Genomic DNA, 14,214 nt, shown 5'->3' with positions numbered 1-14,214 from the left:
AAAACAAAAAAGCTGATGAGTGGATCAGCTTTTCATCATCTTTCATAACTTTTCATGAACGATAGCGCCCCTGCTTTGCTTTCTGAATCCGAAGATTCTCCTGGTGTGCGGGGAAACGAGTCTTTTCTGTCGTATCGACTTGTGTAATTTGTCCATTATGAATGGTGATCACCACCGACCCGTATTCAATCCCTTTTAAGGCAGATAAAATAAAATTCAGCTTTTGTTCATCCATCGCTCATCCCCCATCCCACTAATTTTGCTTTCGCTCTTTTAAATAGAGAACCTCATTTTCCAGCTCATGAATCGTATAATGCATGAGCGCTTCATGTTTTTCTTCATGCCCCCATAAAAGGAGCTGCTCAATCAATACCTGCTTTTTCCGCTCAATCACCTGCCTAAGCCAGCGTGACAAGTCATCCCCTCCCGTTATGATGAATGCAAGAAAAAAGGCACTCTGAACCCTTCTATAGAAAAAAGGAAATCAAAGCGCCTTTGGTGATCCAATCAGCGAATTATGTCTTTTTATCATAAACACATAATTCCTATAAGTCAACTATGTTTTTAAAATTTCCCTACAAAAAACAGCAGCCTCCATGAGCTGCTGTTTCAGACAAACCATTAATGATTTAAGAAAGCAAAATATAGAATAAAGATGACAAACAGTCCGTACATAATTGGATGCACTTCTTTTGCTTTTCCTTTAAAGATCATGGTGATCGGGTAGAAAATGAAACCAATCGCAATCCCTGTTGCAATACTATATGTGAGTGGCATCATAATCATGGTTAAGAAGGCCGGTACCGCAATTTCAAAACGATCCCATGCGATCTTTGCAAGAGGTGCTACCATCAGTGCACCGACAATGATTAAAGCAGGTGCCGTTACATTCGATGTCACGACAGATAATAGTGGCGAGAAGAACATCGCAAGTAAGAAGAAAATACCTGTCACGACAGCTGCAAAACCAGAGCGGGCACCCGCAGCAACACCTGAACTAGATTCAACATAAGACGTCGTCGTTGATGTACCAAGAACAGAACCGACGACGATAGAAGAAGAATCCGCCAGAAGCGCTCTTCCTGCACGAGGCAGCTCATTATTTTTCATTAAACCAGCTTGTGTCGCCACAGCCACAAGTGTACCAGCTGTATCAAAGAACCCAACGAATAGGAACGTTAAAATGACCACAAGCATTTGAATGGAGAAAATGTCTGGTAAGTGAATCAAAGCTTGACCAAAGGTTGGAGACAAACTTGGAATGCTTCCGATAATTTGAGATGGAACTGGCACAAGACCAAAGATCATTCCAGCAATAGCTGTCACAAGCATCCCAATGAAGACACCTGCATTCACTCGAAGAACCATTAAAATGACAGTCACAACGATTCCAAATACCGTCAACAATACAGGACCACTATGAATGTTTCCAATCGAAACGAGCGTATTATCGTTATTGGCAATAATACCGGAGCCTTGAAGACCCACAAATGTAATGAACAAACCAATCCCTGCACCAACAGCCAGCTTCAGCTCACTCGGAATAGCATTGATGATTTTTTCACGAAAACCTGTTAAAGAAAGGGCAACGAAAATCAATCCTGAAACAAACACACCGGAAAGTGCTGCCTGCCATGAGATTCCCATACCAAGAACAACTGAGAAAGCGAAGAACGCATTCAGCCCCATACCTGGTGCAATCGCAATCGGGTACCTGGCGATCAATCCCATCAGGAAACAACCTGCCGCAGAAGCTAACGCTGTAGCTGTAAAGACAGCCCCCTGATCAATTCGTAATTTATCTGGAAAATCCGGTACTGCTACTAAAGCAAGTGTGATCGGATTGACAAACAAGATGTAAGCCATCGACAAAAATGTCGTTAAACCGCCGATGATCTCTCTGCGATAATTCGTACCTAACTCATCAAACTGAAAAAACTGTTTCAAAGCCAACTGACTCCCTTCATGTCCTTTTGCTTTAGTCTGCCCCATTCACAAGTCAAATAAAAAACGCCCCAACAGTTTTTGGGACGCTTGACTACAATGTGAATTCAGACCGTGACATCAAACAAGAACAATGCATGATTTATATCAAACGAGTGTGAATTGACGTAGTCAAGCCATTTACGGTAGCTTGGTAGAAACTTGCGGGCCATATCCCCGCCATTATACGACTTCTATCTATTTGATTTCTGTGTCTATTGTACCAACTTCATTTTTAAAACACAATACAAAAAGCGAACATTTTTCAAAGAAATGTCCGCTTCATTCGTCTTATTACACGAATTTGGAAAATCACATCTAGTTCTTTATACACCCATCACTGAATTCTGGCAAAAACCGTTTCTGCTACATCGAAAAATGCCTTCACAGCAGGAGAAGCTTGCGTGAGCGATGGACAGGCAAGCGCCACCTCACGATGATGCGATACATTCAGATGACTGATCTGCACAAGTTGCTGCGTTTTTAGGAATAATTCAGGACCTATCGTCACACCAAGTCCTTCCCCAACCATGCGGGCAATGGTCGTACAATCATGCACTTCAAATAAAATAGACGGCTTGATTTGCGCCTCTGAAAAAATATCCTCTACATGGGATTGATACATGCCAGTTGGCATAATAAATGGTTCATCTGCTAATTCTTCCATGTCTACAATTGGCTGCTGCTTAAAACGATGATTTTCGTGATAGGCGACCACCATTTTATCTTTCATAAGTGGCAATAGATGAAACGCTTCATCCGCTTTACCTTTTACAACAAACCCAACATCAATAATGCCAGAATCAAGCCACTCCAATATTTCTTCATAATTTCTGACGATCTGCGCATCTCCATCCCGGTTGCGGGACAGCTCATCACCATCTATTCTCTTTTTTATGCGGTGGGTGCCCTCTTTTTAGTCATGGCCACATCGAAATTGAATCGAAAAAAGGTTCTTTTATCGGCGATTTCCATGTTTATAGCAGGGAATGTGCTTGCCTTTTTTAGCCACCACTTTATGCTGCTCATGCTCTCACGGGTCATCATGGCCATGAGTGGCGGCTTATATATTGTACTCGCAACAAATTATGCAGCGCAGCTCGCCCCGCCAGAAAAAAAGGGGAGTGCGATGGCCACGGTGATCACTGGATTTACAGTTTCACTAGTACTCGGTGTACCGATTGGAACATTTTTAGCAGGATATGTAGATTGGCATGCCATTTTTCTCATCATTGCAATAGGAACCGCTTGTCTCTTGTTTCTTCTGTATCGATTATTACCGCCTATGGAGGGACATTCCCATGTGCCATTCAAACAGCAAATGCAAATTCTTCAAGACCGTAGGGTGTTAAGCGGCTTAGCCACGACAGCCTTTTGGATTTTAGGTTACACAATGGTATTTGCCTACATTTCGCCATTATTGCGACAGACATCCGGATTTACGCTCGAAATGACAAGCATTGCCTTGCTCGTCTTAGGGATTTCTGCTTTTATCGGATCACGCTTTGGCGGATACGCCGTCGATCAATGGGGACCAAACCGAACCATTTCAATCAGCATCACGGTTCAGATGCTCATGCTCTTTGCATTATCTTTTACACAATTTTCTGTAGTTGGCGTCTTCATCACGCTCGCCATTTGGGGCACCGCCACATGGACGACAACACCAGCGAAGCAATTTTATCTCATCTCCCTAAAACCCGAAACATCAGAAACTGTGCTGAGCTTTAATACAGCGATTATGAATATTGGCATGATGCTCGGCTCGTCAATGGGCGGTCTGATTATTCAATATACAAATGTAACGAATTTAAGTTGGATAGGCGGGCTAGCCAGTTTTGTTGCGTTGATGTTGATTCGGTACTCGTTCAATCGTCATCGACTGGCGCATCAACAGATAAAAAGCGAACATGTGTAATCATGTTCGCTTTCTTATTTATCGATTAGCTTTTGATGTTTCTTTTTTGACTGGAATGGTTACCGTTATCGCCTTCTGTGGTGCCAACATGTTCAGTTCAGTCAAATCAAGATAAAGCCCATATTCTTTAAAAGAAAAATGGTTTAATGATAAAGTCTCTAAATTCTTATCATCAAATTCAAAGGTGGATTGCATGGAAGCTGTCTTTAAACTCGTCACCTTCGCATGGTTCCCCTTCAAGTAATATCCGCTTTCATAGTCTGCTTGTGGATCGGGCCATGATTTCATCTTTTCAACATCGCCTAATCCAATGAATTCACCTATATTCTCCATCACATCCTGATCTAATTCTTTTTGATCTACTCCAGTAAATTGATAATCAACATTCACAGAACGGTCTTTTTGCTCTATCTTAATGATTTTGATTCCGATGCCATGGTGTTTTGTTTTGAACTGAACAGGCAGCTTTGTCTTGAGAGGAATGATGTGGCTGTATTCTCGTTTGTATCTCACATCTGTGTAAAATGTCAATTCAGTCGCCTTTGGATTGATCGGCTGATTCAAAATTGTCAAATGATCTTTTCTAGTTTTGTCAGAAGTCAGTTGTTTTTTTCTTAAAACGGTTCCAATCTCAAGCTCATACTCATTACCTAAATTATCCTTCATTCTATCAATACTAACTCTATCATCTTTGGCAAAACCATTGTAATCAATGGCATATTGAATAGCAGAGCCATTCACTCCATTTTCTACCTTTACATTTCTTATTTGATAACGGCCGTTTAAAATAGACACGTCTTTTTGTCCCACTAATAAGGTGGTTTTTTGCTTGACAACAGGTAATTTGAAGCGCCAATTCCCTACAATATCCCCAATCTTCGAAATGACAAGTGGCACTTGCTGACCTTGTTTGATCGTCTGTCCATTTGTATAGACTTCTGTCTGCCCAACATAGCGGCCATCTTTCATTTTTTTCAATCCTTGATTGTCGTAACTCGGTTGGAAAGTGTCATTTTTATGATCGAAGTTGTTGACTATGAATGGTATAGAATCTTCCTTTGTATTCAAGTTCTCCACAGTAAACGTATAAACAAGCCGCCCGGCATCATAATACACACTGTTCACTTTCACAGTAACCCCTCTTGATTCAGCCCCCTCATTGACATGCTTCACCAACTCACTCTGAAAAAGAGACATTCCTACTTTATCGTGAAACATCATATATAACTGTCCAACAATCGGGACACGTGCCATCGCTGTATTAAGAGAAGGACAAAGGAAGCCGGATGAAAAATAAAGAACGATTAGTACGATGGCAGAATATATTGGCGTTCTCCAATTCCATTTAAACCAATTTCTTTTCTTTTCCGTTTTCACATCTCCTATTGCTTGGCGAACCGCAGAGGTCACTTCAACCTTTGGTACATCAATCTCTTCATAAAGCTTTTTCATTTCTTTTCGTTCCATCGACACTCTCCTCCTTCTCCAATGTGTGCTTTAATAACTTTCTTGCTCGATACAAATGAGTTTTGATTGTTCCTTCGGGCACACCCATCTGTTCAGAAATCATTGAAATCGAATAATCTTGAAAATAAAATAGCTGAATCACGAGCTGATATTGCTCATCTAATACATCTAGTGCATTTTTTAAATCGAGCTTGTCTTCCAAAAAATCATGACGCTCAACGCTCTCATGATGCTGTTCAAACGGAACAACATCTTGCTGCTTTTTCTTCATCGCAAAAATCGTATGAATCAAAATTCTCGTCAGCCAGCTAGAAAAATAAGCCGGTTCTTTTAATCCAGATAGATGCTTAAACGCTTTAATGACCGTCTCTTGAACAGCATCTAACGAATCCTCTTTATTTCTTGTGTAGAGAAAAGCCGTTTTATATAAACGCTCTTGATACATCAGCATTAATGTCTCAAATGCCGGGACATTCCCTTTTTGTGCTTTTTTAATTAGACGCACTTGCTTCATCTCATCCACACCTCCTACACCTGTTAGAGCAAGGTTTCTCACAAACGGTTTCAACAAACAGAAATTTCTTTTACTTAGCATATGTCGGACAAAAATAGAGAAAGTGAAGAATGGAGTCGAAAGAACAAGTTGGATATTTGATATAATTGAAGAAATATCTACAAAAAGGAGTATGTCGATTGTTTCGATTCGAAGAACCCACGTGTGCTAGCTGTCAGAAAAAAATAGAAGGAAACGAAGAAGTGTACGTCAAGCTGGTCTATCCAAAGAGAAAAGGAATGACAGAGGTGAAGGCTTGGCTGAGAAATGAAGGGGTTTTTTATTGTAAGGCATGTTATGAAAAAACAGCATAAAGACGAGCATTTCAATAGAATGCTCGTTTTTACTTTCTACTATTTCACTCCCGCTTACTGCGAAGTTCAATGAGTGCTAGTGTCTCGTCATTGAAAAAGAACTCCAAAATGATGCCATTTGATTGATCTTGGTATTGTATACCTTTGCTATACCCTTCGACAAACCAAAGCTGCTTGAATTGATTTCCATACATTTGTATCACAGATGAATAATCTGCACCAATTGTAACACCCTTAGATGTTTGAAAACTTTTTTGAGTTGACTGATTGTAAATAGATGTTACTCGATGATGTCGATCAACTGATACGACAAAATCTTCATTTTCTTTTTCCATGTAGACCGTCTGTTTTTGATGAGAGAATTGAGAATTCTCAACAAAATGATGATCTCCCTTAAATGTTTGACCGATCTTAAAATGACCTATCGATTCATCTGTTAAAGTGATAGAGTGAAAATTAAAAAACATAGCTATCCAGACAACTAGTATGGCTCCACCTAAAACAGAACCTATTATCACTAACACCTTAGAACGAAAGGCTCCCTTTTTAAATAAATAAATCATTAAAGATACGGTGATCATCATGATACAAATCATGATCAGAAAAATGCCCATTTCTTTTATCCTCTTTTTTTTTAGTAAAATTCGAATGTAAATGATTACCCCAATGATAAATTCATATTATATCAGAGCATTCCACAAATTGTACCAATACAGGTATAATTTAAATAAAATAAACTATAGGAGATACATATGACTAGACATAAACTGATATTTCCACAATCATTTCCAACGATACAGACCGAAAGACTGATCTTAAAACAAGCAACGATCACAGATGCTGAGAATATGCACATCTATTTATCCAATGAAACCGTGTGCCGCTACATGGGTATTGATGCACATGAAACCATCGAAGACACAAAAGGAGAAATCAAGTGGTATGACAATATCTTCAAAGAACAAACAGGCATCCGCTGGGGCATTTCTCTAAAAGAAAATCCAGCCATCATCGGCAGCTGCGGCTTTCTCAATCTAGAAAAACAGCACCGCCGTACGGAAATTGGCTATGAATTACACCAAGATCATTGGCGAAAAGGCATCATGAAGGAAGCAATTACTGCGGTGTTGCGGTATGGATTCCAGGAGATGAACTTGAATCGGATTGAAGCGATCATTGATCCAGCAAATACGTCTTCTGTTCAATTATTGGAGAAGATACATTTTGTACAAGAGGGTTTATTAAGAGAGTATGAATTGGGTCAGAAGGGATTCGATGATGTGTATATGTATTCAATTTTGAAGAGAGATTACGAAAAATCCTATTAAACAGAGGAGAAACAAATGAAAACGGATATTCATTTCATCCAAAAGCCGCAACCAGAGTATGTTTCTTTTCACATTTATGAGCTGAATCCGGCGGTTGAAAAACTTGTCCAGCAAGTGGAGCAGTCAGCCCCCTATTTCTTAGCACAAGAACCCACGAAAGAAAGAGTGAAAAAGGTCTATTATCACGACATTTTATATATAGAAAGCGTTGATAAAAGGTCGTTCTTGTATACATCAGATGGAGTGTTTCTCTTAAAGGAAAAGTTATTTGAACTTGAAGAACGGCTTGAAGCGCACGATTATGTCAGGATTTCAAAATCGATGATTCTGAATATAGATTCTATTGCCGCTATTTCTCCTAAAACGAGTGGCCGTTTTGAAGCAAGCCTTACAAATAAAGAAAAAGTAATGATTTCACGTTTTTATATCCAAGCATTAAAAGAGAAGCTTGGATTACGGAGGAAGTGAACTGGATGAAACGTTATATCACAAATCTTTTGATCACATTTTGTATGATCTTTACTGCACTCGTATTGATTTACTGTTTCACGTTTGGAACGATGCCCATCTATATTTTACAAGCCATCATGTTCAGTTCCTTTTTTTCAAGCGCCCTGACCTTCTTGCTATACCCAAAACAAACGTACAGCCATAAACGGATTCTTTTTCAACAAATTCTATATATCGTCCTTGTGATGTGTATGATTATGACCACCATCATCATCGTCAGCGGTGAAATCAGCCCCCTTTCGTTTATCGTGAATTTCCTTGTGGTCATGGCTTTATTCTTTGTGATCAAGTACCTATTGTATAAAAAAGATCAAGCAACCGCTGAGGAAATCAACGATCTTTTACAGCAGCGAAAGAAACGAACAACATCTTAAAGCGCATCTTAGGGCTAAATATTGACATGTTAGGAAGATTTCATTGTGACTTCTGCATGATTCCACTACTCTGACGTTAGAGGAGGAATCAACACATGAAACCAATCACAATCATTCGAAAATCAGTACTTCTACTGCTCTTTTCTTTAATCATTCCAACAAGTGCAGGTGTCTATTTATCCATCAAAGAAGTAACCGACCCGATGACCATCTATCTCATCAATGGCTGCGCCATGCTAGCTGGGTGTCTTTTACTTCTATTCATTATTCAAAAAAGTCGTTTTCACTTGAAAGAAATAGGTTTTAGAAAAGGCTCTCTCGGGATGTGGATATTTCCGATCCTGATCATCGAGGCCATTCCGTTTATTGCTGGATTCAACAAGGATTTAACTGTTTCTTCCTTTCTAGCACTTTGTTTCTTCATGGTTTGTGTCGGTCTTTTTGAAGAAGGAATCTTTCGAGGCATTCTGTTTCAATATTTAAAACAAATTAACTTGAGCACTGCCATATGGGGCTCCGCCGTACTATTCGGTCTCGGTCATGCTGCGAATCTACTAAGCGGAAAAAGCCTCACATTAACAGTGGCACAAATCTTATTCGCCTTTTTATTTGGATTCGTCGCAGCCGAAATCGTTGCACTCACGAACAGCTTGCAATGGGTGATCGTATGGCATGCTGTTCATAATATCGTGGATCAGATGACAAATGGAAATACGCCTGTCGGAATGCAAATGCTTTTACTATGCATTCAATGTGTCATTTTGCTTGTTCTTGCGGTGGTGATGTGGAGAAGATTAAAAATGCGAACCATCGTCAATAAATTTATTTTCTACAATGATCGAATGCAGTAAGCAGGAGAAAAGAATTGATACGGCTTACTTTCACAATATTATTTAACTCAAAGATTTATATAATAGATATGATGACCTTCTAGTAATTCTGTCTTTGATTATTAGTAAATATAATAGAATAAATTATTAGATGTTACTTGAAACTAGTGACAGAAATGATATGTAACGCCTTTTCCTATGTATCGCTTTTATCTATTCTTTATGAGTTAAACAGGTCATAAATAAACCACTTAATTCACAACTAATTTAGATGATATAGGTAGAGATACGTTGGAAAAATCTGAATAGTCGCAAGTGTTTCAAGAAACTCTATACGGTTAAAAGAACAAAAAAAGCTACTATGGAGAGATAAAAATAGTCTGAAATATATTAACCTCAGGGTTAGATTTTGCTTTATGTGATGAACTTATTCCAAAGCACTCGATTTCAAATAACACATTTTCTCTGTAATTGATCTATTCTCGTCAAAACCTTAGTTTAACTCAAACTAGATGTTTATATTTTATTTTGCATCTAAGTTAAAAATCATTAAAAAAAGGCGTAGTATCATCGCCTTTTTTTAATTTACGATTTATTTTTAGGGAAGTCTCTCATTGATTTACCTGCGTACTTAGGATTGTCTGTCCAGCCACTACTTATGTTCCTTTCTTTACACGTTCGATAAGCTTCTTCTCCAATTAACAATCTTGTTTTCTCTAAATTTTCAGGTTTGGCGTTAGATTTAATACCATCATGAGGAATCCATTTTAAAAAATAAATTTTATTTTCTTCTTCAACAATTTTTCGATAGGGAGCAATATCTGCGGGAACAAGACGATTATTTTCTGATATATTATGAGGAACTCTGTCATTAATATGATTTAGAAAAGCATTAGTGCTAAATTTATTATTATCATCTCTCTTTAAACCTAATATCTCACATAATCGATAATACTTATCTTTTTCTATGTAAGAGTTAACTTTAAAACCTTGTTTAACTTCAAATTCTAAATAAAAATTCTTTCCTCTAGCTGCTAATATTAATTTAAATGGGGATTTATCAACAAGAAAAAGGCATTTAAATAGTACTCCCTTAAAAAAGAATTCAAATTTAGATCGATCAATATTTTTACTTTTCATATCCTTATAAAGTAATTTCAAATTATTTAATTCCAAACAGTCTACCTCCTATTTTATTAAAATCATTACGTTTATATTTTTACGTTTTAATTCCTTGAAAGGTTTCATTTGCATATATTTGGACTGAGCACCAAAAACTGAAAAAGCCAATTCCTTATATTGAAGGAATTGACTTGGCCAAAGCACCACAATTTTATATTTGTCACATAGGCCATAAAAGTGAATTATAATGTCTAAAATTAAATTATACTCTGTATATAAATCTTTAGTATATTCTTTTATCTGCTATATTTCATCTTTAGTACAACTTTATACTATTTTACGTTTCAATCCACAAATTAGTAAGCTTGATATCATCACTAGCTGGCCGGAGTGATTTCTCTTTATCAACTTTTACGAATACAGGAACTTGCATAGCATTACCTGTTATAATCGCTTCACCTTGTCCTAGACTAGGAATCATCTGATACGAACTTTTATCAAGTGTAGGCATAGTGTTTTCAAGCATTCTTAAATCTTTCTCATTCACTAAACGATGAATCAAATAATTATGTGTTTGTGAAAGAATCGTGGGTGAAATATCTGCGGGCCTCTGACTGGATAAAGTTAAGTAAAAACCAAACTTTCTCCCTTCTTTAATAATTTCTTCAAAAATAGTTAATCTATAATCTTGCCAGTCATCTCCATTATTCTTATACTCAGAATTTAAAATGTTATGAGCTTCATCAATAATTAAGTGTTTAGTTTGATTAACACTGTTTCCCGAAACTATTTTTTTTTGCTCATCATATATCATTTTAGATAATAGCATAGGGATTAAACGAGTGATTTCTTGATTTGCATGAACAAGTGAAATAATATTTATCATTTTATAATCGTCGATAGCCTTATCTTTTACTTCAATAACTTTCTCAAGACTCTGAAAAGATGAATTGATTCGGCTAAACAACGGATTTAAATGTTCACGATTTACTTTACCCCAAGCAGTTCGATGGACCCGCTGAAATTCTAAAAATATTTTCAATTGGTTTAGTGGTGTAATTTCCATACGCTTAAAACACATAGTAAGACTTTCAGATATTGCTTGAATTTTTGATCTATTAAGAGAATCTTGCGAAATTCCCTCTTCGGAACCACTATTGAACCAGATTTTTAATGAGGGAATACTATAATCCCCAGTATTATATTGCACAATTTGGTCTAATTCTGAAAACAGAGAGGAGTCTTGCAAATAGTTTTTTGCTGTGTCTATCCAGTCTTGCAAACTATCCTGATTAGCAGACTTGCCAGATGTTAATATCTTCTTAAGAGTTCCTGTTGCATATACACCAAAACAAAAATTGGTCTCATGAGAAACTTCATTAAATCTGGTTATCGAACTTCTTAGAAAAGGTACTTGTGTAGCCGGTCTTGCATCAAAAAGGATTGATAGAATGTCTGCATCAAAAAGGTATTTCTTTTTAACTGGTAATTTTCTCCCTTCGCACAGATTTCGAGTATTAATTTCAAAGATTTCTTTATCTTCTTCATCAACACCAAAAACCCCTTTTTGAGTCGCTCCATCAATTTCTGATGATGAATATTCTCCATTAAAATCAATTACAAAGAATTGAGATTTATTTATCATTTGATTATAAAATTTCGATCTAAACAGCTCCAAATATAATTTATGCAAACTATTAGACTTTCCACTTCCTGTGTTCCCAAATATACCTATGTGAGAAGCAAAAAACTTATTAATTGATAATTGAATTGGTTGATTTTCTAAAATTGATTTTCCAATTTTAATTGTTGATTCATTATTTTCAATTCCATAAATAATTTTCAACTCTTCTATACTAGTGAGAGAGACCTCATTACCAATCATGGGTACGTATTGACTTGTTACTTGAAATTTCCCATCTTCAATGACTCCTTTAGTTTTCACAGAAACAATTCTATTTATTGAATTTTTAGAATATCTGTTATCAAATTCAGTACTTTTTATTGAGTTTTGTTGATCAATTACTTTCTCATTTGAAACAGTTACTATTATTTTAATCTCATTTTGATTAATAGTAAGATAAGCTCCAATTTTGGGTCCTGCCAATATTTCACCATACCAAATGAATTCTGCGTCATTTGACATGCTGTACATTCCAACTTGTGATACATCACTATCAACAGAAGTAATTACTCCTAATTTTTTCTTAGGACTTTCCATCTTTTAAGTCCTCCAACCTTATACCAGAAAATAGATCAGTTAAATTTATTAAGTTAAAACTGTGCCAGATCTCTTCATCATTAATTATGTTTTTTGTTTTATATTCATCACAGAAATTTTCAGGAGTTAAAATAGTAAAATTACTTCGTTCACCCTTCCATCCTAAATTTGATAAAAAGGTTGCTCTATCATTATCACTGAACCCAAAAACATACACCATTAATTCTGGGTTTTGAATAGCTCTTTTAACCATCTTTGCAATATGCTTATCTTGAAAAGAAAATCCAATTACAAATAAAACTGCTTGTGGCTTATCTAGCTCTAACTGAAAAACCCTAAGCATCTCATGAAAATGATTATTATAAAACGTCTCTTGTTCTTCATATCCTGTAGGTTTTACAATAAGTGGATTATCAACAACACTATTTCTAATATACACTGAATCATTATTTATTTCCCAATTCATAGAACCATGAGGTTTTATTAGTGTAAGTGATGGTATTTCATTTGTATAATTATCGTTTAATCCCTTATATGATACAGTTCGATTATAATTAGAGCCATCAAGTTCTCTTTCAAAGTAACCACTAGCACCATCATTAACCACAAATCTATAATTTTTTAGTACTTTGTCAAAAGCTTTCTCAATGAATAAATCATAGTTTGTCGTAAAAAGATTTGCTGTACGAGTAGTTTGCCTTGAATTTGACATGTTAAGTATATCTATTATAGTTGAAAGAAAATTTATATAATTATTCAATGTAATAGATATTTCGCTACATTCTTCAACATTATTTAATAAATCTTTACTTACTGCTTTAACTTTTTGTTTTAATTTTTCATTTCTTTTTTCATAATCTTTCTCATCAATCATTCCCATTAAAGGTATAGCAGGTAAGGAGTTACCTGAACCAATTAAAAAATTCAACTGCTTTGTAATAGCCATTTTTCTAAGTGTTTTTACTAATTCATCATTGTTATTACTCATCCGTTCGTCAACCATATTGCCCTCCTACTCGACTATTGATTACCAGATTACTACAATTATACAACACTTCACAAAAATGAACTTACGTTGCAGAATATTTTTATGATAAAAATCACAAAATTTACACAGATGATCTTCACATAATATTGAAATTTGGTTGGAAATTCATAGATAACAAATTTATATTTGGAAAATCACCTTTAAACTCACAAATCTCCATTAAATATCATTAAATATCATTTAAGTTACCATCTTACTTCTACTCTATCGCGCAGGTCTTACTCGTTATATCATATACCCCGCGGTTATCATGCTTCCTTGACGATACGATTTGGTATCTTCTCAAGCACTTCTTCAAGGATACTCTTGCCCAGTCACTCGTCATACAGCGCGGAGGCCAATTGTGTAGTTAGTATGTTCTTTCGTCATCCAAGACCGAAGCTAAGGAAATTCCTTTACGTAGAATTGCATCCAATTCCCGGACGATATCTAATTTTTCTACAGAAATTTCAACCAGTCCACGGATACCTAGGACTAAAAGATCCATTCTACAATCGCAACATAGCACAAAAAGTGAAGTTTCCTAAAAAGCATTTCCGCTATACT

Annotated in this window: 14 protein-coding genes, 2 pseudogenes and 1 riboswitch; of the genes and pseudogenes, 6 read left to right on the top strand and 10 right to left on the bottom strand. The window is 36.3% G+C overall.

What is annotated here, in order from left to right:
* Positions 1 to 52: 52 nt before the first annotated feature.
* The 4 genes and pseudogenes from M2353_RS03175 to M2353_RS03160 form a co-directional block, all read right to left on the bottom strand.
* Positions 53 to 235: a YezD family protein gene (locus M2353_RS03175; protein ID WP_008344304.1), complete on the bottom strand. Its 183-nt coding sequence runs from the start codon at positions 233 to 235 to the stop codon at positions 53 to 55.
* A gap of 18 nt (positions 236 to 253) precedes the next feature.
* Positions 254 to 415: a hypothetical protein gene (locus M2353_RS03170; RefSeq protein WP_008344307.1), complete on the bottom strand. Its 162-nt coding sequence runs from the start codon at positions 413 to 415 to the stop codon at positions 254 to 256.
* 206 nt (positions 416 to 621) lie between these two features.
* Positions 622 to 1,947 (bottom strand): NCS2 family permease, encoded by a 1,326-nt coding sequence (locus M2353_RS03165; RefSeq protein ID WP_024719393.1) that lies wholly within the window; start codon positions 1,945 to 1,947, stop codon positions 622 to 624.
* Positions 1,948 to 2,092: 145 nt separating this feature from the next.
* Positions 2,093 to 2,194, bottom strand: a riboswitch (purine riboswitch).
* A 126-nt stretch (positions 2,195 to 2,320) separates the two neighbouring features.
* Positions 2,321 to 2,812: pseudogene (locus tag M2353_RS03160) on the bottom strand (LysR family transcriptional regulator substrate-binding protein); the annotation flags it as partial.
* Between M2353_RS03160 and M2353_RS03155 the strand changes: the two are divergent.
* Positions 2,810 to 3,901 (top strand): annotated as a pseudogene (locus tag M2353_RS03155) (MFS transporter); the annotation flags it as partial. The pseudogenes M2353_RS03160 and M2353_RS03155 sit on opposite strands and share 3 nt — an antisense overlap.
* Positions 3,902 to 3,919: 18 nt before the next feature.
* Here M2353_RS03155 and M2353_RS03150 read toward each other — a convergent pair.
* The gene (locus M2353_RS03150; RefSeq protein WP_284724934.1) at positions 3,920 to 5,368 is read right to left on the bottom strand and encodes a DUF4179 domain-containing protein; all 1,449 of its coding nucleotides are present in this window, start codon (positions 5,366 to 5,368) and stop codon (positions 3,920 to 3,922) included.
* Positions 5,337 to 5,882, bottom strand: coding sequence for a sigma-70 family RNA polymerase sigma factor (locus tag M2353_RS03145; RefSeq protein WP_284724933.1), 546 nt, complete (start codon positions 5,880 to 5,882; stop codon positions 5,337 to 5,339). The genes M2353_RS03150 and M2353_RS03145 overlap by 32 nt, the downstream gene beginning before the upstream one ends.
* Positions 5,883 to 6,061: 179 nt before the next feature.
* On the opposite strand from M2353_RS03145, the gene M2353_RS03140 reads away from it, so the two are divergent.
* Positions 6,062 to 6,235 (top strand): Fe3+ hydroxamate ABC transporter substrate-binding protein, encoded by a 174-nt coding sequence (locus M2353_RS03140; protein ID WP_284724932.1) that lies wholly within the window; start codon positions 6,062 to 6,064, stop codon positions 6,233 to 6,235.
* Positions 6,236 to 6,279: 44 nt separating this feature from the next.
* On the opposite strand, the gene M2353_RS03135 is transcribed toward M2353_RS03140, so the two are convergent.
* Positions 6,280 to 6,849, bottom strand: coding sequence for a hypothetical protein (locus M2353_RS03135; protein WP_284724931.1), 570 nt, complete (start codon positions 6,847 to 6,849; stop codon positions 6,280 to 6,282).
* Between the two features lie 138 nt (positions 6,850 to 6,987).
* Between M2353_RS03135 and M2353_RS03130 the strand changes: the two genes are divergently transcribed.
* The 4 genes from M2353_RS03130 to M2353_RS03115 all read left to right on the top strand — a co-directional run bounded on the left by M2353_RS03130 (position 6,988) and on the right by M2353_RS03115 (position 9,298).
* Positions 6,988 to 7,563: a GNAT family N-acetyltransferase gene (locus M2353_RS03130; protein ID WP_284724930.1), complete on the top strand. Its 576-nt coding sequence runs from the start codon at positions 6,988 to 6,990 to the stop codon at positions 7,561 to 7,563.
* Between the two features lie 15 nt (positions 7,564 to 7,578).
* Positions 7,579 to 8,031, top strand: coding sequence for a LytTR family DNA-binding domain-containing protein (locus M2353_RS03125; protein ID WP_157292997.1), 453 nt, complete (start codon positions 7,579 to 7,581; stop codon positions 8,029 to 8,031).
* A 5-nt stretch (positions 8,032 to 8,036) separates the two neighbouring features.
* Entirely contained in the window at positions 8,037 to 8,447 is a 411-nt protein-coding gene (locus M2353_RS03120) for a hypothetical protein (protein ID WP_046526935.1), read from the top strand.
* 95 nt (positions 8,448 to 8,542) lie between these two features.
* On the top strand, positions 8,543 to 9,298 hold the full coding sequence (locus M2353_RS03115) for a CPBP family intramembrane glutamic endopeptidase (protein WP_284724929.1): 756 nt from the start codon (positions 8,543 to 8,545) through the stop codon (positions 9,296 to 9,298).
* A gap of 564 nt (positions 9,299 to 9,862) precedes the next feature.
* On the opposite strand, the gene M2353_RS03110 is transcribed toward M2353_RS03115, so the two are convergent.
* The 3 genes from M2353_RS03110 to M2353_RS03100 all read right to left on the bottom strand — a co-directional run bounded on the left by M2353_RS03110 (position 9,863) and on the right by M2353_RS03100 (position 13,623).
* Positions 9,863 to 10,453 carry a DUF6037 family protein gene (locus M2353_RS03110; protein WP_113747727.1) on the bottom strand — a complete coding sequence of 197 codons (591 nt, stop codon included), beginning with the start codon at positions 10,451 to 10,453 and terminating at the stop codon, positions 9,863 to 9,865.
* A 283-nt stretch (positions 10,454 to 10,736) separates the two neighbouring features.
* Positions 10,737 to 12,620, bottom strand: a complete 1,884-nt coding sequence (locus M2353_RS03105; RefSeq protein WP_284724928.1) for an ATP-binding protein — start codon at positions 12,618 to 12,620, stop codon at positions 10,737 to 10,739.
* Positions 12,607 to 13,623, bottom strand: coding sequence for an SIR2 family protein (locus M2353_RS03100; RefSeq protein ID WP_284724927.1), 1,017 nt, complete (start codon positions 13,621 to 13,623; stop codon positions 12,607 to 12,609). Before M2353_RS03100 ends, M2353_RS03105 begins: the two co-directional genes overlap by 14 nt.
* Positions 13,624 to 14,214 lie beyond the last annotated feature (591 nt).

The sequence above is a fragment of the Bacillus aerius genome (genome assembly GCF_029894105.1).
In the GTDB taxonomy this organism is placed as follows: domain Bacteria; phylum Bacillota; class Bacilli; order Bacillales; family Bacillaceae; genus Bacillus; species Bacillus altitudinis.
The sequence above is the reverse complement of the archived record's forward strand: the minus strand, read 5'-3'. Positions and strand labels throughout refer to the sequence as shown.